We start from the raw sequence: 21,689 nt of genomic DNA, 5'->3' as shown, positions 1-21,689 counted from the left end.
GATACGACCACTCATACGACCGGTCGTATGAGTGGTCGCTACATCTGCAGCTGGTTCGATAGTCTCGTCCGACATCACGGCCCCGTTCAAAGAGCCGCTATCAACCCGTCGAACGCTCCAACCGCAAGGCGGCCTTCAGACCGCGCTTACAGGAAAGGTGTCCTTCTGACCTCAGTAAAAGATTGGGTTCAGGGGTTATTTAATATGACTGGCATGCCGATCCGGAAGTCCGGATTGTTCGTAACAGCGTCGACGGTGGCGTTCGTATTGGTCTCAATGATCCCGGCAGCGGCGCAGACTGCAACACCGGTTGACGCGCAAAGCCAGGAGCCCGGCACCGATCCAACAGCTCCGGTTGGTTCGGACACTACGACGGGCGCAGTTGCACAGACGGTGGCGGCCGAAGCCAATGCCGGCAGCGAGATCGTCGTCACCGGTTCGCGCATCGCGCGGCCGACGCTCAATTCGCCTATCCCCGTCACCACCGTGACGCAGGCCGACCTGACGCGGACCGGCGCTGTCGTGATCGGCGACGTGCTGAACGACCTGCCGTCGCTGCGCTCGACCTACAGTCAGGCGAACTCGACCCAGTTCATCGGTACTGCCGGCATCAACCTGCTCGATCTTCGTGGTCTTGGGCCATCGCGTACGCTGGTTCTCGTCAACGGCCGCCGTCACATCACCGGATCGACCGGCGAGTTTCTCGTCGACACCAACACGATCCCGACCGACCTGATCGACCGCGTCGACATCGTTACCGGCGGTAGCTCGGCGGTGTATGGTTCGGACGCCATGGCCGGTGTCGTGAACTTCGTGCTGAAGCGCAATTTCGACGGCGTATCGCTTAATGCCCAGAGCGGGATCGCGGATCGCGGCAATCGCGGTACATATCGCCTGTCGGGCACCTTCGGGACGAACTTCGCCGAGGGGCGCGGCAACATCGCGCTCGGCCTCGAATATAATCAGGCCGATCTGCTGACTTATACCGACCGTCCGGGGTTGACCGGTGCCTATGATGGCCGGAACCAGTTCCAGCGTGTCGCGACAAACGCGTCCGGTCAGCCGCAGCGGACTTTCCTTACGGGTGTCCGTAGCTTCGGCTATGACAATGGCGGTAACTTCATCGCCTATAACGGCGGCAACCTGCTCGGCTGCGGTGGTGGCGTAGCTGCTGCCTGTCTTGCGAACGGCGCTCCCCGCGTGTTCGGCTTCGGGTCGAACGGGCAACTCTCCGAGTATAATTACGGGAATGATTTCCGCCCGGTAGGCTCGAACAACAACCAGAACGGCAGCGGCGCGACGCTGACCGATACGGGTACGTTGGATCCGTCGCTCAAGCGCTACGTCGCAAACCTGATCGGCCATTACGACGTATCGGAGGCGTTCAAGCCGTTCTTCGAAGCGAAGTTCGTGCGCGTTGAAAGCTTTGCCCAGTCGAGCGGTACGTTCAACCAGGGTGGATCGCAGGGGACCGATGCCGAGGGCGAGACATATCTTGGTGGGGGTGTGCCGATCGCGTTCGACAACGCGTTCCTCAATCCTCAGGCTGCGGCGACCATCCGGTCGTTGTTGCCGGCAGGCTCCGAGTATTTCCGGCTCAATCGCAACAACACCGATCTCGGCACGCGTGATGAGGCCGATCGTCGCGATACTTATCGCATCGTCGTCGGTACAGAGGGGACTTTCAACGACGACTGGAAGTATGATTTCTCGGTAAACTACGGCGAATTCCGTACGAAGTCGAAATTCTACAACAACCAGTTCCAGTCGCGCTTCTACAACGCGATCGATGCGGTCCGTAACGGGGCCGGCCAGATCGTCTGCCGCATCAACCAGGCGACTGTCGTCGATCCGTCGTGCGCTCCGCTCAACATCCTGGGCGAGGGGCGGGCTAGCCAGGCCGCGCTGAACTACATCAACACGACCTCGACCAGCCGCGGCAAGGCGACTGAGTTCGACGTGACGGGCAACATCGTCGGGGACAGCTCGCAGCTGTTCGAACTGCCCGGCGGTCCGGTCCGGTTCGCGGTCGGCGGCGAGTATCGACGCGAAACGGCGTTCTCGGCGTATGACGATACCATCAAGGGCGGCGATACGTTCTTCAACGTCATCCCCGACTTCCGTCCGCCGGCATTCGCCGTGAAGGAAGCGTATGGCGAGATCGAACTTCCTCTGTTGAAGGACATCAGCTTCGCCAAGGAGCTGACGATCAACGCTGCAGGTCGTGTCGCGGATTACAAGGGGTCCACGGGAACGGTTTATGCCTACAACTTCGGCGGGATCTATGCGCCGATCAACGACATCAAGTTCCGCGTGAACTATTCTCGGTCGGTCCGGGCGCCTACGCTTGGCGATCTGTACGCTTCGAACAGCCAGGACTTCCCGCAGCTCGACGATCCGTGCGATGTCAACTTCATCACCACGGGGCGCTCGACCCGTGCTGCAAACTGTGCGGCAGCAGGTGTTCCGGCTGGTTTCATCAACAGCACGGCCCGGGCTGGTTCCACTGAAATCCTGTCAGGCGGCAATCCCAATCTACAGGCCGAGAAGTCACGGAGCTGGACCTATGGTGCGATCTTCCAGCCCAGCTTCCTTCCAGGCTTTGCGCTCACGGTCGATTATTACGACATCAAGATCAACAAGGTCATCAACGCTGTCGACGCACAGACGATTCTCGATGCCTGCTACGACGCTCCGACGCTGACCAACCAGTTCTGCAGCCTGATCAATCCGCGCCAGGCGAACGGCCTGTTCGCGCGGCCAGCGCTGTTGCAGAGCACGGTCAACTTCGCCGCACTGAAGGCAAAGGGCATCGATTTCGACGCGAGCTACAACCGCCGGTTCGGTGCGGACACCAAGGCTGCGGTGCGCGTGGTGGGGACCTGGGTCCGCGACCGGACCGACTTCCCGTATCTCGACGAGCCGAGCCGCCCCGACCGGGTGAAGGGCGAGCTTGGCGATCCGATCTGGAACGTCAACGCATCGGTCGACCTGACGCACAAGAACTTCACGATCGGCTATCAGGTCCGCTACATCGGTCGCCAGTCGATCACCGATTGGGAAGCGCAGCACGACACCAACGGCGTTCCCGCGCTCAACCCGAACTATGCCGACGTCGTCTATTACCCGAAGGTGTTCTATCATGCGGTTCGCGCGTCGGTCGACGTCGACAAGCGCTTCACCCTGTACGGTGGCGTCGATAACCTGACCGACAAGAAGCCGCCCTATGGCCTGCTCGGCAATGGCGACGGCGACGCGATCTACGACAACATTGGTCGCGCGATGTATATCGGAGCCTCGGTGAAGCTGTAAGCGCAAGCCGGTTTCTACCATTTAAATCGTGAGGGGCGGGTCCGCATGTCGGGCCCGCCCTTTTCGTCGTCTCTTAGCTTTCCCCCGAGGGACGGTTTGGCCTACATGGTCGGATGATGTCGCAACGGGCTTCCCGATAATGGTCCTCGGGACCGGTGCTGCCGTGATGGTAGGGGCGTTGCTGCTATTGGCGATCCTCGCCGGCTTGGTCGTCCTTTACTCTGGCTTGCGCGCGCGTGCCGATGCTGCGGGAGTGGGAGCGACAAACGCGCAGTTGCAGGCGATCCTCGACGGATCGCCTGCGATCGTGACGGTGATCCGCTCGGGCGGGCGGATCGAGATGACGCAGCGGATGGCGGACTGGCTGGGGCTCGACGCGCCACCGCGGTCGATAGCGGAGCTTGTTGCCGGGGGGACGGGGCTGTCCCCCGACGATGCCGCGCGATTGATCGCGGACGTCACGGCGGCGCAGCGGTCGGGGCGGGCGTTCGTGCGATCGGTGCGGTTGCTGGGCTCGACGCGGGCGATCACGTTTCGCGGTGGGCGTGCGCCGGGCGAGATGGGGGCGACCGGGGCGGTATTGCTCTGGGCGTTCGATGCGACCGACAGCGAGGCGGAGATCGCGCGACTTGGTTCCGAGACTGCACGACTCGGCGAGGCGTATGAGTCGCTGACCGGGCTGATCGAAGCGGCGCCGATGCCGATGTGGTATCGCGCCACCGACTTGCGGCTGGCGATGGTGAACTCGGCCTATGTCGATGCGGTCGAGGGGCGCGATGCCGCGGACGTCGTAGCGCGTGGGCTGGAACTGGTTGAGGGATCGGGGCGGGGTGGGCCTCTTGCCGGCGCGGCGGTCGCGCGCGAGCAGGGACGGCCGCATCAGCAGGTCCTGCCCGCGACGATCGACGGCGCGCGGCGGTCGCTGCAGATCTACGACGTGCCGCTGCCGAGCGGCGGGGTGGCCGGGTTTGCGATCGATATCGAGGAACTGGAACAGGCACGGTCGGGCGCCAAGCGCTTTGCCGAAGCCCAGCGTGCGATGCTCGACCGGTTGTCGGCGGGCGTGGCGCAGTTCGGCGGCGATCGCTCGCTCGTGTTCTGCAACCAGCCGTTCCGCCGGATGTTCGCGATGCGGAGCGAATGGCTCGCCGACCGTCCCGAATTCGACCGCGTGCTCGAGCGGATGCGCGAGGCGAACCGGCTACCGGAGGTCCGCGATTTCCCGAGCTGGAAGGCGGAGCGGCGCGACTGGTTCATGCAGACCAGCTCGGCGCAAAGCGGTGGTGCGATGGAGGAGAATTGGCATCTGCGCGGCGGGACGCATCTCCGCGTGGTCGCGCAGCCGCTTCCCGATGGCGGCCTGTTGCTGATCTTCGAGGATCGCACCGAGCAGGTCCAACTCGCCAGCGCGCGTGACACGCTGCTGCGGGTGCGGACCGCGACGTTCGACAATCTGTTCGAGGCGCTCGGCGTGTTCGCGGCGGATGGTCGGTTGCAGCTCTGGAACAACCGCTTCCGCGCGTTGTGGGGCCTGGAGGAGGAGTTCCTCGCCTCGCATCCCCGCGTCGATGCGTTTGCCGAGGCGGCTGGCGCCAAGCTCGCGACCCCGGGGCGGTCCGCGTTGATCCCCGACCTCGTCCGGTCGGCGACGGTCGGGCGCCAGCAGCGCGGCGGTCGCGTGGCGTTCGCGGACGGGCGGCATTTCGAGTTTGCCGGCGTGCCGCTGCCGGATGGGAATGCGCTGTTCACGATGCTCGACATCACCGACAGCCGGCGCGCGGAGCAGGCTTTGCGAGACCGTGCCGATGCGCTCGAGGCGACCGACAAGGTGAAGACCGCGTTCGTCGCGAACATGAGCTACGAATTGCGTACGCCGCTGACCTCGATCAGCGGGTTCGCGGAGATGCTGCATGGCGGCTACGCCGGCGCGATGACGCCGCAGGCCGAGGGCTATGTCGGGGCGATCCTCGAGTCCGTCGAGCGGCTGGGCTTGCTGGTCGATGACGTGCTCGACCTGACGCGTGCGGAGAGTGACCGGGCGGAAACCGACCGCAGCGACGTGGACCTTGCGGCGACCGTGCGCGCGGCGGCGGAGACGATCCTGCCATCGGCCAAGCGACGCAAACTCGATTTCGCGATCGAGGTCGCGCGGTCGACTGGCCGCGTGAACGGCAATCCGAAGCGGTTGAAGGAGGTCGTCGAGCATCTGCTGCGGCATGCGGTCGCGGCGACGCCGGATGGTGGGCGCGTGCTGTTGCATACCGACGGAAACGCTACGACCGCGCGGATCGTGGTGTCGGACGATGGCGTCGGGATGGATGCGGAGGCGGTGGCGCATGCGTTCGACCGGTTCGCGGAGTCGAAACCGATGGGGGATCGGGCTTTGGGGCTCGGACTGCCGTTGGCGAAACAGTTCGTCGAGGCGCACGGCGGCACGATCGAACTGGTCTCGGAACCGGGCGCGGGCACGCTGATCACCGTCGAGCTACCACGCCGATGAGCGCCGACCTTCTGCTCCCTCTCCCCTCCGGGGAGAGGGTCGGGGTGAGGGGCAGCCAAGTAGTGCGACACCTGGAACAGCCCCTCACCCAACCCTCTCCCCGAGGGGGAGAGGGCTCGTGCGCGTGATCCATCTACTCGACCCGCAAGCGACCGAAGCGTTCGGAGCTTTGCTCGCCACGCGCGTTCGCCCGGGCGACGTGATCACGCTTGTGGGCACGCTCGGCGCGGGCAAGACCAGTGTCGCCCGCGGACTCCTCGCCGCACTTGGCCTAGCCGGCGAAGCGCCATCGCCCAGCTTCGCGATCGTCCAGCCCTACGAGCCGCCCGAGGTGCGCTTCCCCGTCCTCCACGTCGATCTCTACCGCATCGACGACCCGACAGAAATTGAAGAACTGGCGCTCGACGATGCGCGATACGATTCGCTGCTGCTTGTCGAATGGCCCGAGCGCGCTGGTCCCGAATACTGGCCGGATGCGCTTCGGCTCAGCCTGACGATCGAGCCGGACGGCACGCGCAGCTTGACTATCGGCGTGCCGGAAGCTTGGAGATCGCGATGGCCGACATGACCCCGCCGCCCGGCGCCGCCGCTTTTCTCGACGCTCATGGCTGGGGAGGCGCGCAGATCCTCCCGGTCGCCGGTGACGCCTCGTTCCGCCGCTATTTCCGCGCGATTGAAGCAGGGCGGCAAGCGATTCTCATGGACGCGCCACCGCCACACGAAGATCCCCGCCCGTTCATCGCGATCGCCGAGTGGCTCGTCGAACGTGACTTCGCAGCTCCCGCTATTCTGGCATGCGACCTCGATCAGGGGCTCGTGCTGATTGAGGATTTTGGCGACGATCGGCTGCGCGAGGCGGTCGATGCTTCACCGGAGGAGGAACTTTCGCTGTATGCGCCCGCGATCGACTTGTTGGTGCGGCTGCGCGCCGAACCGGCTGGACCGGTCCCCCCCTATGATCGCGCCGTGCTGAAGCGCGAGGCGGGGCTATTTGTCGAATGGTACTGCCCGGCGGTCGGTATCGAGGCGGATCTCGCTGGCTGGGACGCGGCTTGGGAGTCGGTGTTCGATCATGCCATTGCCGAGACGCCGGTCACGGTTTTGCGCGATTATCACGCCGAAAACCTGATGCTCGTCGGGCCGGAGCGCTCGCTCGGACTGCTCGATTTCCAGGACGCGCTCGCGGGGCATCCGGCCTATGATCTGGTGTCGCTGTTGCAGGATGCGCGGCGGACGGTCGATCCGGCGGTCGAGGCGGCGATGCTGGCGCGATATCGCGCGGCGGCGGACGCGGGAGAAGACTTCATGAACGCGTATTACGTGCTCGGCGCGCAGCGGAATGCCAAGATCCTCGGCATCTTTACGCGGTTGTGGAAGCGCGACGGCAAGCCGCATTACGCGACGATGTGCCCGCGCGTCTGGACGTATCTGGAGCGCGATCTGGCCCAGCCGGTCATGGCGCCGGTCGCGGCATGGTTCGCCGCGAATGTGCCGTCAGAGTTGCGTGGCAATCCGCTGGCCTTGAGCGCGTGACCCGACAGCAGACGATCCGGCCTGTCCCGCGCGGGATCGTGCCCGAGACGGCGATGGTGATGGCGGCGGGACTGGGCAAGCGGATGCGCCCGCTGACCGCGACGCGACCCAAGCCCCTGGTGCAGGTCGCAGGGAAACCGCTGATCGATCACGTCTTCGAACGCTTGCAGGCGGCAGGGATCAAGCGCGCGGTCGTCAACGTGCACTATCTCGCGGACACGCTGGAGGCGCACGTCACCGATCGGTTCGACGGGATCGACGTCGTGATCTCCGACGAGCGGAAAATGCTGATGGAGACAGGCGGCGGGCTCGTCCAGGCGCGGCATCTGCTCGGTGACGCGCCGGTGCTGGTCGTCAATAGCGACAACCTCTGGATCGACGGGCCGGTCGACGCGATCAGGCTGCTCGCGTCGCGCTGGGACGACGCGAAGATGGACGCGCTGCTGCTGATGGTGCCGCTCGCGCGCGCGAACAATCACGGCGGCATGGGCGATTTCTATCTCGGCAGCGACGGGCGGATCGCCGGCCGCCGCAAGCCCGGCCGCGTCGCGCCCTTCGCCTATACCGGCATCCAGATTCTCCACCCGCGATTGATCGCCGACTGGCCGGAGGGACCGTTCTCGACCAACATCTTCTGGGACCGCGCGATCGCCGCCGGGCGCGCCTATGGTCAGGTCCACCAGGGCCTGTGGTTCGACGTCGGCACGCCCGCCGCGATCCCGAAGACCGAGGCGATCCTAGCGGATGGCTGACGTCGCCACGGCGGATCGCCCGACGCTCTACACGATCCCAGCGCACCGCGCGTTTGCGGACGCGCTGGTCGCCGGGCTGACGCGGCGGGCGGGGCGCGATCCGCTGGCGCTCGCCCGCGCGCTGGTCGTATTGCCGAACAACCGCGCGGTGAAGGCGGTTACCGAGGCGTTCGTGCGCGCGAGTGGCGGCGGGCTTGTGCTGCCGCGGCTGGTGGCGCTGGGCGATCCGGAGATGGGCGAGGCAGTCGGTGCTGCGCTCGACCCGGCCGACGATATCGATCCGCCGCTGCCCGCGGTACCGCCCTATCAGCGGCGCATGATCCTCGCGCGGCTGGTGTCGGAAGAGCGTGCGCGCGAAGGGCATCCGGTCGATGCGGCGGAAGCGGTGCGGCTCGCGGGTGAACTCGCGCGAACGCTCGATCAGTTGCTGGTCGAGGAAGTGCCGCCGACCAAGTTGCGTGATATCGAGCTTGGACCCGAACTGACCGAACATTGGCGGCGCGCGCTCGCGACGTTCGAGATCGTCCTGCAACGCTGGCCGGGCGAACTCGCGCGGCTGGAGCGGATCGATGCGGCGACGCGGCGCTCGGCGTTGCTCGACCGGCTGGCCCAGCGCTGGCGGAACGCGCCGCCTGCCGGGATCGTCTGCGCGGCGGGCGTGACCGATTCCGCGCCAGCGGTCGCGCGTCTGCTCCGCTGCATCGCCGACATGCCGCAGGGCATGGTGGTGTTCGCGGGCCTCGACCTCGCGTTGCCCGACGAGGAATGGGACGCACTCGGCCCGCATGATCCGCACCCGGTGACCGGGCTCACGCGGCGATCGATCGAGACGCATCCGCAGTTCGATGCCAAGCTGATGCTCCTGCGCATGGGCGTCGCCCGAGGCGAGGTGCAGACTTGGCGCGAGGGCGGCGGGCACGATGCCGACCCCGCGCGTGGCCGAGCGATCGCCAACGCGCTGGCGCCCGCGGACTTCACCGGCAAGTGGACGCAGATCGCGGCGGAGGATCGCCGCTTGAAGGGCGTCACCGCCGCCGAACTCGCAACCCCGGCCGAGGAAGCGCAGGCGATCGCGCTCGTCCTGCGCGAGGCGTTGGAGGTGCCGGAGCGGACCGCCGCGCTCGTCACGCCGGATCGCGCTCTGGCGCGGCGAGTGGCGGCGCATCTCGGACGCTGGGGCATCGGCATCGACGACAGCGCGGGGCGGCCCTTGTCGATCCTGCCGCCGGGGACGTTGCTGCTCGCGCTGGCCGAAGCGGCCGCGCAGCGCTTCTCGCCGCTCGCATTGCTGGCGTTGCTGAAGCACCCGCTTGTCCGTGCGAGCGAAAAGCCCTCCGAACGCTCCATACGCCTTGAATGGCTGGACGGTGCGCGCGCGCTCGACCGGCGGTTGCGCGGGCCAAGGCCGGCGGCGGGGCTCGACGGGATTGCGGGGCATCTGGAAGAGCGCAAGGGCACGGCGGCGACATGGTGGGCCGATGTCCAGCCGCTGCTGACGCCGCTGGCGAACGCGTTCGATCAGGGGCCGCAGCCTTTGGCGTCGGTGCTCGCTTGCCTGCGTGAGACTGCGCAGACCTTGTGCGGCGACAATCTTTGGTCGGGCCTCGCAGGACGTGCCGCAGCCGAGTTCCTGGCGGATCTGGAAGCCGAAGCATCTGCCGGACCGCCGCGGATCGATCCGCGGGAACTGCCGCAGTTGTTGCGAACGCTGCTCGACGAGGTCGCGGTCCGGCCGGCACCGGGCGGCCACCCGCGGCTCGCGATCTATGGCCTGATCGAGGCGCGGTTGCAGACGGCCGACGTCATGGTGCTCGGCGGGCTGAACGAAGGCGTGTGGCCGGGGCGGCCTGCGCCTGACCCTTGGCTCGCGCCACGCATCCGCATGGAGCTTGGGTTGCCGGGGTTGGAGCGGCGTGTCGGCACCGCGGCGCATGATTTTGCGCAAGCTTTGGGCGCACCGCGGGCGGTCGTCACCCGAGCGCGGCGAGATGCGAAGTCACCCGCTTTAGCCTCGCGCCTTTGGCTTCGGTTGCAGGCGCTTGCAGGCGATCGGTTCGAGCGGGCTTCAGCACTGGAAGGCTGGACCCGGGCGCTAGACGATCCGGGCGAGCATCTCCCCGCCGACCGTCCCGCGCCTTCGCCGTCCGCGCTGCTACGTCCGAAGGCCATCTCCGTCACCGAGGTCGATCGCCTCAAGGCCGACCCCTACGCCTTCTACGCCCGCCGCGTGCTCGGGCTGATGCCGCTCGATCCGGTCGATGCCGATCCCAGTGCGGCTTGGCGCGGGACCGCGGTGCACGACATCCTCGAGCAATGGTGGAAGCAGGACAACTGCACCGTCGACACGCTGCGACAGCGCGCAAAGGCGATGCTCGACGACGAGCGCACCCATCCGATGATGCGCGCGCTCTGGCAACCGCGGCTGCTGGAGGCGATCGACTGGATCGCCGGCGCCATAGTCGCGCAGGGCGAGGACGGCCGGACGGTTGCCAGCGCCGAGGGCAAGGGCAAGATCGAGATCGCCGGCGTGACCTTGTCGGGCCGCTACGACCGCATCGACAAGCTGCCCGACGGGCGCCTAGCCGTGATCGACTACAAGACCGGCAAGCCGCCTTCGCCGACCGCAGTCCGCGCCGGCTACAGCCTCCAGCTCGGCCTGCTCGGCCTGATCGCCGAGCGCGGCGGGTTCCCAGACGTCTCCGGCACGGCGGGCGCGTTCGAATATTGGTCGCTCGGCAAGAAGCGCGACGCGTTCGGCTATATCGAGAGCCCGGTCGATCCCGAGGGCAAGCGCGACAAGATTCCGACCGCCGAATTCACGGCAATCGCCGCGCACAACTTCACCGAAGTCGTCGGCGAATGGCTCATCGGCAGCGCCGCTTTCACCGCGAAACTCGTCCCCGAATACGCCCCCTATGCCGAGTATGACCAGCTGATGCGACGCGACGAATGGTATGGCCGTGAGCGGTGATGCGCTCGCCACGCTGCCCCGGCTAAGGGGCGCGCAGGCCGACGCGAGCAACCCGGCCTCGCACGTCTGGCTGTCCGCGTCGGCGGGCACGGGCAAGACGCAAGTGCTGGCCGCCCGCGTGTTCCGGCTGCTGTTGCGGGGTGTCGATCCCGGCGCGATCCTGTGCCTGACCTTTACCAAGGCAGGCGCGGCCGAGATGGCGCAGCGCATCAACGGCCGGCTCGCCGCATGGGTGCGAATGCCCGCGCCAGCACTCGCCGCGGACCTGATCGCGCTCGGCGAGAGCCCGGTACAGGCCTTGCAGGACCGCGCGCGCACCCTGTTCGCCAAGGTGCTCGATGCTCCGGGCGGAGGCCTCCGCATCCAGACCATCCACGGCTTTTGCCAGGGATTGCTGGCCGCGTTCCCCGTCGAGGCCGGCCTGACGCCAGGCTTCCGCCCGTTGGAGGCGCGCGAAGAGGCAGGGCTCGCGCGAGAAGCTCTGGCGTCGATGCTGTCAGACGCCGAGCGCGAAGGCCGTGAACGCCCGGTCGAGATCGTCGGACGCCTGTCGCTGCGGATGGGCGAGGGCGGGGCGGAGGCGTTCCTGCTCGCCTGCGCGCGTGCGTTGCCGGCGCTGGAGGCGCTGCCGGTCGGGATCCAGCCGTGGCTCCGCCGCGAACTCGGATTGCCGTCAGGCGATATCGACGAAGCAATCGCGGAATGGTGCGACGCACTAGACCTCGACGCAATCGCGCGCATTGCCGCGGCGAACCGCGCGTGGGGCACCGCCACCGGGGAGGCCGCAGCGGCGACCGTGCAGCGCTGGCTCGACTCCGAGGATCGCGCGGCGACGTTGGACGAGCTCGCCAGCGTCGTGCTGACCGGCACGGGCACGCAGCGCAAGGCCTCGAAGAAACTGATCGATGCCGAGCCTGACTACGAAGTCCTCGCGCGCGATCTGGGCGAGGCGTGCACCGACGTGCTGTCGATGGTTCAGCGCGCGACCTATTGCGACCTGCTCGCCGACGGGCTGGAGGTCGGGCGCGATTACGCGCGGGGATACGCGTTGGCCAAGCGACGCGCAGGGGCGGTCGATTTCGACGATCTGATCGCGACGACGGTGGCGCTGCTCGACCAGCCGGGGATCGGCGAATGGGTCCGCTACAAGCTCGACCAGGCGACCGAGCACCTGCTCATCGACGAGGCGCAGGACACCAACGGGCACCAGTGGCGGATCGTCCGCGCGCTGGCGGACGAGTTCTTCGTCGGCCGCGGCATCTATGCGCCGTCGACGCGGACGCTGTTTACGGTCGGTGATTACAAGCAGGCGATCTTCGGGTTCCAGGGCACCGATCCGCTCAACTTCCAGGCCGCCGAGCAGTATTTCGGCGGCCGTGCGAGCGAGGCCGAGGGCGACGACGACTGGCCCGAGGAGGAACGTGGGCTTCCCTTGGCGCGACTGTCGCTCCGCCACTCGTTCCGGTCGACGCGCACCGTGCTGGAGTTCGTCGATGCGGCGATCGACGCGATCGGCGAGCCGGGGCTCGGGATCGCGGGCGAAGTCGAACAGCACGCCAGCGAGGTGGCTGGGCCTGGCACCGTGACCTTATGGCCGCCAGTATCGGCGGGCGGTAGCGAGGACGACGAAGAAGGCTGGGTCGACGACGCGGTGCGCAAACTCGCCAGCGATATCGCGCGTGCGGTGAAGGGGTGGCTCGCGCCCGATACGGGCCTGATGCTGGAGAGCAAGGGGCGGCGGTTGCGGCCCGAGGATGTTATGATCCTCGTCAAGCGTCGCGGCGATCTCGCCTCGCTGATCGTCGCGCGGCTCTATGCCGAGGGCGTGCCGGTGGCGGGCGTCGATCGCTTGCGACTGAACGCGCCGCTCGCGGTGCAGGATCTGCTCGCGACGATCCGCTTCGTGTTGCAGCCCGAGGACGACCTGTCCGTCGCGGCGCTGCTCGTGTCGCCGCTGATCGGCTGGACGCAGGACGAATTGATGGCGGCGGCCCCGCGCGAGGCCGGGCCGCTCTGGCGCCACCTGCAACGCACGCAACCCGCGACGCGGCTCGCGCCCTTGCTGGCGATGCTCGCACGCGCCGACATTGCCACGCCGTACCAGTTCCTGGAGGAACTGCTTTCGGGCCCTCTCGACGGTCGCCGCAAACTGATCCGGCGGCTGGGGACCGAGGCACGCGATCCGATCGAGGAACTGCTCAACGCCGCGCTGACGTTCGAGAGCACGACGACACCGTCGTTGCAGCGTTTCCTCGACTGGTTCGACCGCGGCGACGTCGAGATCGTCCGCGATCCGTCAGCGCCGCTCGATGCGGTGCGGGTGATGACCGCACACGGCGCGAAGGGGTTGCAGGCGCCGCTGGTGATTCTGGCGGATGCGACCGCAGATCCATCGGCGGCGCCGCGCTCGATCCTGAAATGGGCGCCCGAGCCTGGGGCTGCGCCGATCCCGGTATTCCGGCCGCGATCGAGCGAGCGTGGCGGGCCGCTGGATGCGGTCGTGTCGGGGGCCGAGCAGCGCGAACTGGAGGAGCATTGGCGACTGTTCTACGTCGCCGCGACGCGAGCCGAAGAGCGGCTGGTAATCGCCGGTGCGCTCGGGCCTCGCGCGAAGGGGGTGCCGCCAGAGAACAGCTGGTACGCCGCGTCCGATCGCGCACTGACGGCGCTCGAGGTGCCGGGGGGTGAGGGCGCGCGGACGTTCGCCGGGGTCGAGCCCCAGCCTGCGGTGATCGCCAAGGCTTCGGCTTCGGTCGAGATCGCGGCTAACGCCCAGCTGCCGGCCTGGGCGCATGAACCCGCACCGCAAGAAGCGCGTCCGCCTCGTCCGCTGTCACCGTCTGCGCTCGGCGATGACGCGGTGTCCGATCCACCGCCGACGCCAGCGATGCGCGTCGCAGCAGAGCGAGGCCGGTTGATTCATGCGTTGTTCGAGCGGCTGCCGGCGGTTGCCGCCACCGATCGCGCGACGGCAGCCGATCGCTGGCTGGCGAAAGCAGGTGGCGTCGACGATGCCGCAGCACGGTCCGAAATCGTGCAGAGCGTGGTAGCAGTGCTAGACGATGCGCGCTTTGCCGAGCTTTTCAGCGCGGATACGTTGGCCGAGGCACCGATCGCCGCGACCCTCGCGAACGGCATGGTCGTGTCGGGGACGGTCGATCGCCTGCTGATCGAGCCCGAGCGCATCCGCGTCGTCGACTTCAAGACCGGCCGTCGCGCACCGCGCGGGCTCGACGACGTGCCGGAATATCACCTGAAGCAGATGGCGGCCTATGCCGAAGCCTTGAGCGTGATCTTCCCGGAGCGGTCGGTCGAGGCCGCCTTGCTGTACACGGCCGGACCGCGGTTGATCGTGCTGAACGACGAGACGCTGGCCGCGAACAAGCCGCACTATCGGCCCACGGAGCAAAGCTAGCGCCCCGGTGGTTGAGCGCACACGCGAGCGACCCTAGATACGACTCAACCAAGGAGAATTCACGATGGCGACCAAGCAGATCACCGATGCCAGCTTCGATGCGGACGTACTGAACGCCGACGGCCCCGTGCTCGTCGATTTCTGGGCGGAATGGTGCGGCCCGTGCAAGATGATCGGGCCGTCGCTCGAGGAAATCTCGGAAGAGCTCGGCGAGAAGGTCACGATTGCCAAGCTCAACATCGACGAGAACCCCGACGCGCCGGGCAAGTACGGCGTCCGCGGTATCCCGACGATGATCCTGTTCAAGGGCGGCGCCCCGGCAGCGACCAAGGTCGGCGCCGAGCCCAAGGGCCGGTTGAAGGCGTGGCTCGAAGGCGAGCTCGCTTAAGCTAAACTCCCTCCGTCATCCCGGCGAAAGCTGGGGTGACGGGATCAGGGGTATCAGCTCCGATAGTCGGCGTTGATCGAGATGTAGCCGTGCGTGAGGTCGCAGGTCCACACCGTGGCGCGGCCGTCGCCAAGCGCCAGATCGACGCCGATTTCGATTTCCTGACCCTTGAGGTGCGCAGCGACCGGCGCCTCGTCGTAGCCGCTCAGCGCCAAGCCGCCCTCGGCAACCTGCGTATTCCCGAACCGGATCGACAGCGTGTCGCGATCGGCTGTTTCGCCGGCTTTGCCGACCGCCATCACGACGCGCCCCCAGTTCGCGTCCTCGCCGGCAATCGCGGTCTTTACCAGCGGCGAGTTGGCAATGCTCATTGCGATGCGGTGCGCGCTGCGATCGCTCTCCGCACCGGTCACCTGAATCTCGATCAGCTTCTGCGCGCCCTCGCCATCGCGGACGACGAGCATTGCGAGTTGGTGGCACAGGTCTGCCAAAGCAGCGCGAAAAGCATCTGCGCCGACACTGTCGTCATCCGCCAGCACCGCGTTGCCAGCCTTGCCGGTCGCGAACGCCAGCACCGTGTCACTGGTCGACGTATCGCTGTCGACTGTGATGCACGAGAAGCTCGGCGCGTTCGCCTTCGAAAGCGCGGCCTGCAGGAACTCCGGCTCGACCGCGGCGTCGGTGAAGATAAAGCCGAGCATCGTCGCCATATCCGGCGCGATCATCCCCGAACCCTTGATGATGCCGACGAGGCTAACGGTGCGATCGCCAATCACTGCCGTCGTCACTGCGCCCTTGGTGAAGGTGTCGGTCGTCATGATCGTCGCTGCGGCATCCTCCCAGCCGCACGGTGCGGCCGCAAACGCAGCATCGAGCCCGGCTTCCGCCTTGTCGATCGGCAACGGCACCCCGATCACGCCCGTTGAGGACACGAACACGTCCGAAGGTTGGCATCCGAGATGCGCCGCCGTCCGCGCCGCGATCGCCTCGACCGCCGCCCGCCCACGCGAACCGGTGAAGGCATTGGAATTTCCCGCATTTACCACCAGCGCGCGCGCCTGACCAAGCGTCAGCGCCGCGCGGCACCACTCCACCTCGGGCGAGGGGCATTTGCTCGTCGTCAGCACGCCCGCAACCACCGTTCCCGGATCGAGCGTCACGAACGTCAGGTCGCACCGATCCCACGCCTTGTACTGCGCGCGCGCGACATGCAGCGCGACTCCGTCGATCGCCGGCATGGCGGGGAAGGGCAGGGCGAGGGGAGATGTGGACTCGGTCATGCCTGCCATTTGCCGCTTGTGCCCGGCGGCTGCAACGGCTTGGTTGCGCGCCGGATCATTTCGGGGGATTCGTCCATGAGGATATACGGGGTTGTCACGGGACTGGCGTTATTCGCGAGTGTACCAGTCGAAGCTGCGCCCGAGCCTGTCGCGCCGAAACCTCAGATCGAACTGGCGACGTTGTTTGGGTCCGACGCGTATCCGCCGTTGGCGATTACCCTTGGCGAAGACGGGCTGGTGGTCGCGGCGTTGACGATCGATTCGCTGGGCGCGGTAACGGCATGCCGGATCGTCACGTCCTCCGATTCGACGTCGCTCGATGCTGCGACGTGCAGGATCATGACCGAGCACAAGACGGCGTTTTCGCCCGCATATGATGCCGAGGGCAAGGCGGTTGCGGGATCATACACCTTGAAGACCCGTTGGATATTGCCCGAACCGCCACCCAGCCCCTTGAACAGCGTGGGGCAGCAGTTGACCCTGTTGCTGTCCAACAAAGCCGTGATCAAACGCTGTGAGCTTCGCGACATGCTCGGCAATGTTGCAGTCGAAGCAATGACCATGTGCGCAGGGTTTCGTGAATCCATGGCCGCGATGTTCGGCGGCAACCCCGAGACCTCGCCACCGGGCGACATCGAGGTCCTGGCGCTGATCGACCGGACGATCGGACAGGCCGCACCCTTGTCTGGTCTGATGCCTGCCGGAATCACGCTCATTCAGGACGTTGGCAGCGAGTTCGTCGTCCAGCCCGATGGCACGCGTACCGGTTGCACGCCGGTCTCGACTATGGTTGTTGAGACGATGGACGAGGAGGATGCGAAGTCCGCCGACCCGTGCGCCAGCGCGGAGCGGTTTGTCGCGCATCAGGGTGCGCCGATCAAGGTGCAGGACCGGATGCAGATGGGCTATCGGCTGATCGGGCGGCCCGTCGGGAAATGATCACCGGACGACGGATGGACCTTGACGACGTGTTCGCATAAAGCCGGTCCCGCATGAACCTGCTGCTACTCCTCTCTGCCCTGCTCTCCGCACTGACCGGTGCGGTGCCTGGTATGCGTGGGCAGTCCGCCCAGGCAGTGGTGCAAGGCAACGTCTGCTCGCAGTCGATAGCAGCAACGCCGGCCAAAGTCTTGATAAGGCCCGTATCTGGTCTTCCCGCGCTGCTTCAGGTTGCCGTCGCTTACACCTTGCGCACGATTGCAGTCGTCTCGCTTCCGCTATGGGCAGAGCGCCGCCGCGAATAGCGTCTTGGTGTGACCTTATCGTAACCTTTGGATCCGAGCGATCCGCTTCCGCGTGCGCCCCCGCGTGCCGCCGCGTCTCAAATTCAGGAAATCAGCCCATGTTCGGTGGCCTCGCCAAATCCTTGTTCGGTTCGTCCAACGACCGCTACGTCAAGTCGCTCAACCCAATCCTCGCCAAGATCGCCTCGTTCGAGCCGTCGCTCCAGGCGATGTCGGACGAGGAGCTCTCCGCGCAGACCGTCAAGTTCCGCGCGCGGCTTGCAGAGGGCGAGAAGCTCGACGACCTGCTCCCCGAGGCGTTCGCCACCGTCCGTGAAGCGGCGCACCGCGTGCTCGGCCAGCGCCATTACGACGTGCAGATGGTCGGCGGCATCGTCCTCCACCGCGGCGAGATCGCCGAGATGCGGACCGGCGAGGGCAAGACGCTCGTCGCGACGCTCGCGACCTACCTCAACGCGCTTCCTGGTGATGGCGTCCACGTCGTCACCGTCAACGACTACCTTGCGGCGCGCGACGCGGAGTGGATGGGGCAGGTCTACACTTTCCTCGGCATGACGATCGGCGTCATCATCCCGAACCTGTCGGACGAGGAACGCCGCGCCGCGTACGCAGCCGACATCACCTACGGCACGAACAACGAGTTCGGTTTCGACTATCTCCGCGACAACATGAAGTACGAGCGCAGCGCGATGACGCAGCGCGCGTTCAACTTCGCGGTGGTCGACGAGGTAGACTCGGTGCTGATCGACGAGGCACGCACGCCGCTGATCATCTCCGGCCCGACCGACGACAAGTCCGAGCTGTACATGCAGGTCGACGCGGTCGTGAAGCAGCTCGATCCCGCCGACTACGACAAGGACGAGAAGCAGAAGACCATCATCCTCACCGAGGACGGCACCGAGAAGGTCGAGCGGATGCTCGAGGCGGCGGGGCTGCTCGAGGGGCAGAACCTTTACGACTTCGAGAACACGCAGGTCGTGCATCATCTCAACCAGGCGTTGCGTGCGATCGTGATGTTCAAGTCGGACATCGACTACATCGTCAAGGACGGCAAGGTCATCATCATCGACGAGTTCACCGGTCGCATGATGGACGGCCGGCGCTGGTCGGACGGCCTGCACCAGGCGGTCGAGGCGAAGGAGGGCGTCCAGATCGAGCCCGAGAACCAGACGATGGCCTCGATCACCTTCCAGAACTACTTCCGCATGTACCCCAAGATCGGCGGCATGACCGGCACCGCGGCGACCGAGGCGGCCGAGTTCTACGACATCTACAAGATCAACGTCGTCAGCATCCCGACCAACGTCGAGGTCAAGCGCGTCGACGAGGAAGACGAGTTCTACAAGGACACCAAGGACAAGTTCGCGGCGATCGCCAAGAAGATCAAGCATCACGCGGACCTGGGCCAGCCGGTGCTGGTCGGCACCGTGTCGATCGAGAAGTCCGAGATGCTGAGCGAGTTCCTGGTCGGCGAGAACGTTGACCACAAGGTGCTCAACGCGCGCTTCCACGAGATGGAGGCGCACATCGTCGCGCAGGCCGGACGCAAGTCCGCGGTGACGATCGCGACCAACATGGCGGGCCGCGGCACCGACATCAAACTCGGCGGCAACCTCGAATTCCGCATGCTCGACGAGCATCCGGAGCTGGTCGAGGGCACGCCCGAGTATGACGAGGCGGCGGCGCGGATCACGATCGAGATCGAGGCGGAGAAGCAGGCAGTGCTCGCCGCGGGCGGCCTGTTCGTTCTCGGCACCGAGCGGCATGAGAGCCGGCGTATCGACAACCAGCTGCGCGGGCGTTCGGGTCGTCAGGGTGATCCGGGCCTGTCGCGCTTCTATCTCAGCCTCGACGACGATCTGCTCCGCATCTTCGGGCCGGACACGCTGTTCGCCAAGATGATGCGCAACAATATCGAGGACGGCGAGGCGATTGGCAGCAAGTGGCTGAGCAAGGCGATCGAGACCGCGCAGAAGAAGGTCGAGGCGCGCAACTACGACATCCGCAAGCAGGTCGTCGAATATGACGACGTGATGAACGAGCAGCGCAAGGTGATCTACGAGCAGCGCGCGGACATCATGGATGCCGATACGGTCGGCGACGTGGTGACCGACATGCGCGCGGAGACGGTCAACGTGATCGTCGGCGATGCGTGCCCGCCCAACTCGTATCCTGAGCAGTGGGACGTCGCGGGCATGAAGACGCGGCTCGCCGAGGTGATGAACCTCGAGCCGCAGATCGATGCATGGCTGCTGGAGGAGTCGGTTGATCCCGAGGTTCTGGAAGAGCGGATTCGCGCGATGGCGGACGAGGCGATCGCGCAGAAGTCGGCCGATCTGGATGCGGAGACGTGGACGTCGGTCGAGAAGTCGATCCTGTTGCAGAATCTCGACCATCACTGGAAGGAGCATCTCGCGACGCTCGACGCGCTACGTCAGGTCGTCCATCTGCGGGCTTATGCGCAGAAGACGCCGATCAACGAGTATAAGCAGGAGGCGTTCTCGCTGTTCCAGCGGATGCTCGAGACGATCCGCGAGGACGTGACCAAGACGATCGCGCATGCGCAGTTCCAGATGCAGGCGCCGGTCGGGCTGCCGGAGTTACCGGACTTCATCACAACGCATTTCGACCCGTTCACGGGTGAGGACGATTCGAACGACTTCGATGGCGGCACGCGCGGTCACATCACGTCGACGATGCCGCCGTTGCAGATCCCTCAGCCGCAGGAGGCCGATATCGGCGAGGATCCGGCGAATTGGGAGGGTGTGGTGAGCCGCAATGCGCCTTGCCCGTGCGGGTCGGGGCGGAAGTACAAGCAGTGCCACGGGGCTGTTTGAGGAAGCCTGAGTGACCTGACGCTTCGACCTCCCCACCTCCTACCACCCCGGCGAAGGCCGGGGCCCAATTGGTGAGGTCGAAGTAACGAAGCGCATCCGTCGTTAGGGACGTCCCCCAATTAGGCCCCGGCCTTCGCCGGGGTGGTGAAATATCCCGCCGGGGTGATGCGATATAATGCCGCCGCTCCGTTCTCCCGCGAACAGGCTACCGGCGATGGTCTTTGGGACTCCTGGACCCCCGCCTTCGCGGGAACAGTGGAGCAACCCTCCCGACCGATCGTTAGGACACCATGCGCCAAGCCACCACGATCCTAACCATCGACACTACCCGCCAAGGCCTCGTCGACGTTACCGACCAGATCGCCCGCTGGACCCGCGACAAACGCATATCGGAGGGCCTGTTGACGGTATTCTGCCGGCATACGTCCGCGTCCCTCCTGATCCAGGAAAACGCGGCCCCCGAGGTGCGAACCGACCTCGAAGCCTATTTCGCGCGCATAGCCCCCGAATCGCGCGAGTATCTCCACGACGACGAAGGCCCGGACGACATGCCGGCCCACCTCCGCACTGCGCTTACGCAAGTCCAGCTCTCGATCCCGCTGATCGACGGCCGACTCGCACTTGGCACATGGCAGGGCATCTACCTCTTCGAGCATCGCCGCCGCCCGCACCGCCGGACATTGGCGCTGCACTTGATCGGCGTTTAGACGAAACGTGAAAAATGAGTCAGTAAGGTGGCGTATTGGAGCGAACCCGTTCATCAACCGTTCCACCACTGACGGCTAATAAGAGGCGTTTCGCCGCACTCGCCGCGAACGGAGACATACCATGTTCATGAAACCTGGTCGCAAGGTCGCATTGGCAGCGCTCGCAACGGGCGCTCTATTGCTGGCCGGTTGCGCGACCGAGACCACCTATCGGCCGGCGACGGGCCAGGGGTTCAGCCGCACCGGCTATAGCGACCGGCAGGTAGAGCCGGGCCGCTTCCTCGTCAGCTTCGCCGGTAACAGCGTTACGTCGCGTGATACGGTCGAGCGCTACCTGTTCTTCCGCGCCGCCGAACTGACGTTGCAGAATGGCTATGATTATTACCTGATGGCCGACCGCGACACCAATCTCCAGTCGCGGACCTATTCGACGCCGGGAATCGGTGGCGGGTTCGGGTATGGTGGTTTCGGCGGCTATTGGGGTCCGTCGTGGCGCTATTACGGCCGCGGCTTTGGCTGGCGCAACTGGAGCCCGTATGGCGGCTTTGGCGGTGGTTTCGGCGGCGGCTATGGCGGTTTCGGTGGTGGCCCATGGGGCAACGACTTCGATATCCGCACGATCGATCGCTATGAGGCGACTGCCGAGATCGTGATGCGCAAGGGCCCGATCCCGCGCGACAACATCCGCGCGTTCGATGCGCGGAAGGTTGTGGACAGCATCGGACCGAGCGTCGTGTTGCCGAAGTAAGC

At 66.1% G+C, this 21,689-nt stretch carries 14 protein-coding genes; 13 read left to right on the top strand and 1 reads right to left on the bottom strand.

Going from position 1 to position 21,689, the window contains the following annotated elements; genetic code table 11:
- Nucleotides 1-213: 213 nt before the first annotated feature.
- The 8 genes from C8J25_RS17680 to trxA all read left to right on the top strand — a co-directional run bounded on the left by C8J25_RS17680 (nt 214) and on the right by trxA (nt 14,871).
- Nucleotides 214-3,312 carry a TonB-dependent receptor domain-containing protein gene (locus tag C8J25_RS17680; protein WP_107955671.1) on the top strand — a complete coding sequence of 1,033 codons (3,099 nt, stop codon included), beginning with the start codon at nt 214-216 and terminating at the stop codon, nt 3,310-3,312.
- A 139-nt stretch (nt 3,313-3,451) separates the two neighbouring features.
- Nucleotides 3,452-5,812, top strand: coding sequence for a sensor histidine kinase (locus C8J25_RS17675; protein ID WP_107955670.1), 2,361 nt, complete (start codon nt 3,452-3,454; stop codon nt 5,810-5,812).
- Nucleotides 5,813-5,939: 127 nt separating this feature from the next.
- The gene (gene tsaE / locus C8J25_RS17670) at nt 5,940-6,380 is read left to right on the top strand and encodes a tRNA (adenosine(37)-N6)-threonylcarbamoyltransferase complex ATPase subunit type 1 TsaE (RefSeq protein ID WP_107955692.1); all 441 of its coding nucleotides are present in this window, start codon (nt 5,940-5,942) and stop codon (nt 6,378-6,380) included.
- Nucleotides 6,377-7,345, top strand: a complete 969-nt coding sequence (locus C8J25_RS17665; protein WP_167397745.1) for an aminoglycoside phosphotransferase family protein — start codon at nt 6,377-6,379, stop codon at nt 7,343-7,345. Before tsaE ends, C8J25_RS17665 begins: the two co-directional genes overlap by 4 nt.
- Complete coding sequence (locus C8J25_RS17660) at nt 7,342-8,097, top strand: nucleotidyltransferase family protein (RefSeq protein WP_244187187.1); 756 nt, start codon at nt 7,342-7,344, stop codon at nt 8,095-8,097. Before C8J25_RS17665 ends, C8J25_RS17660 begins: the two co-directional genes overlap by 4 nt.
- Nucleotides 8,090-11,068, top strand: coding sequence for a double-strand break repair protein AddB (gene addB / locus C8J25_RS17655; RefSeq protein WP_107955667.1), 2,979 nt, complete (start codon nt 8,090-8,092; stop codon nt 11,066-11,068). Before C8J25_RS17660 ends, addB begins: the two co-directional genes overlap by 8 nt.
- On the top strand, nt 11,052-14,483 hold the full coding sequence (gene addA, locus C8J25_RS17650; protein ID WP_167397744.1) for a double-strand break repair helicase AddA: 3,432 nt from the start codon (nt 11,052-11,054) through the stop codon (nt 14,481-14,483). The genes addB and addA overlap by 17 nt, the downstream gene beginning before the upstream one ends.
- Before the next feature lie 64 nt (nt 14,484-14,547).
- Nucleotides 14,548-14,871 (top strand): thioredoxin TrxA, encoded by a 324-nt coding sequence (trxA, locus tag C8J25_RS17645; RefSeq protein WP_055877560.1) that lies wholly within the window; start codon nt 14,548-14,550, stop codon nt 14,869-14,871.
- A gap of 53 nt (nt 14,872-14,924) precedes the next feature.
- Here the strand turns inward: trxA and argJ are convergent, their stop codons facing one another.
- A complete protein-coding gene (argJ, locus tag C8J25_RS17640; protein ID WP_107955690.1) occupies nt 14,925-16,151 on the bottom strand; it encodes a bifunctional glutamate N-acetyltransferase/amino-acid acetyltransferase ArgJ in 1,227 nt (408 codons plus the stop codon).
- 75 nt (nt 16,152-16,226) lie between these two features.
- Between argJ and C8J25_RS17635 the strand changes: the two genes are divergently transcribed.
- From C8J25_RS17635 to C8J25_RS17620, 5 genes are all read left to right on the top strand, one after another.
- Nucleotides 16,227-17,090: an energy transducer TonB gene (locus C8J25_RS17635; protein ID WP_167397743.1), complete on the top strand. Its 864-nt coding sequence runs from the start codon at nt 16,227-16,229 to the stop codon at nt 17,088-17,090.
- A gap of 53 nt (nt 17,091-17,143) precedes the next feature.
- Nucleotides 17,144-17,395, top strand: a complete 252-nt coding sequence (locus C8J25_RS20360; RefSeq protein WP_146173371.1) for a hypothetical protein — start codon at nt 17,144-17,146, stop codon at nt 17,393-17,395.
- Between the two features lie 98 nt (nt 17,396-17,493).
- A complete protein-coding gene (gene secA / locus C8J25_RS17630; protein ID WP_107955666.1) occupies nt 17,494-20,232 on the top strand; it encodes a preprotein translocase subunit SecA in 2,739 nt (912 codons plus the stop codon).
- Nucleotides 20,233-20,522: 290 nt separating this feature from the next.
- Complete coding sequence (locus tag C8J25_RS17625) at nt 20,523-20,939, top strand: secondary thiamine-phosphate synthase enzyme YjbQ (RefSeq protein WP_107955665.1); 417 nt, start codon at nt 20,523-20,525, stop codon at nt 20,937-20,939.
- A 127-nt stretch (nt 20,940-21,066) separates the two neighbouring features.
- Nucleotides 21,067-21,687: a CC0125/CC1285 family lipoprotein gene (locus C8J25_RS17620; protein WP_056059563.1), complete on the top strand. Its 621-nt coding sequence runs from the start codon at nt 21,067-21,069 to the stop codon at nt 21,685-21,687.
- Nucleotides 21,688-21,689: the final 2 nt, after the last annotated feature.

The sequence above is a fragment of the Sphingomonas faeni genome (assembly GCF_003053745.1).
GTDB lineage: Bacteria > Pseudomonadota > Alphaproteobacteria > Sphingomonadales > Sphingomonadaceae > Sphingomonas > Sphingomonas faeni.
The sequence above is the reverse complement of the archived record's forward strand: the minus strand, read 5'-3'. Positions and strand labels throughout refer to the sequence as shown.

Bases quoted from the DNA above. Each gene is read 5' to 3' on its own strand.
- C8J25_RS20360 (WP_146173371.1), top strand. From the start codon at position 17,144: ATGAACCTGCTGCTACTCCTCTCTGCCCTGCTCTCCGCACTGACCGGT.
- trxA (WP_055877560.1), top strand. From the start codon at position 14,548: ATGGCGACCAAGCAGATCACCGATGCCAGCTTCGATGCGGACGTACTG.
- C8J25_RS17665 (WP_167397745.1), top strand. From the start codon at position 6,377: ATGACCCCGCCGCCCGGCGCCGCCGCTTTTCTCGACGCTCATGGCTGG.
- secA (WP_107955666.1), top strand. From the start codon at position 17,494: ATGTTCGGTGGCCTCGCCAAATCCTTGTTCGGTTCGTCCAACGACCGC.
- addA (WP_167397744.1), top strand. From the start codon at position 11,052: ATGGCCGTGAGCGGTGATGCGCTCGCCACGCTGCCCCGGCTAAGGGGC.
- C8J25_RS17675 (WP_107955670.1), top strand. From the start codon at position 3,452: ATGGTCCTCGGGACCGGTGCTGCCGTGATGGTAGGGGCGTTGCTGCTA.
- argJ (WP_107955690.1), bottom strand. From the start codon at position 16,151: ATGACCGAGTCCACATCTCCCCTCGCCCTGCCCTTCCCCGCCATGCCG.
- C8J25_RS17620 (WP_056059563.1), top strand. From the start codon at position 21,067: ATGAAACCTGGTCGCAAGGTCGCATTGGCAGCGCTCGCAACGGGCGCT.
- C8J25_RS17625 (WP_107955665.1), top strand. From the start codon at position 20,523: ATGCGCCAAGCCACCACGATCCTAACCATCGACACTACCCGCCAAGGC.
- addB (WP_107955667.1), top strand. From the start codon at position 8,090: ATGGCTGACGTCGCCACGGCGGATCGCCCGACGCTCTACACGATCCCA.
- C8J25_RS17680 (WP_107955671.1), top strand. From the start codon at position 214: ATGCCGATCCGGAAGTCCGGATTGTTCGTAACAGCGTCGACGGTGGCG.
- C8J25_RS17635 (WP_167397743.1), top strand. From the start codon at position 16,227: ATGAGGATATACGGGGTTGTCACGGGACTGGCGTTATTCGCGAGTGTA.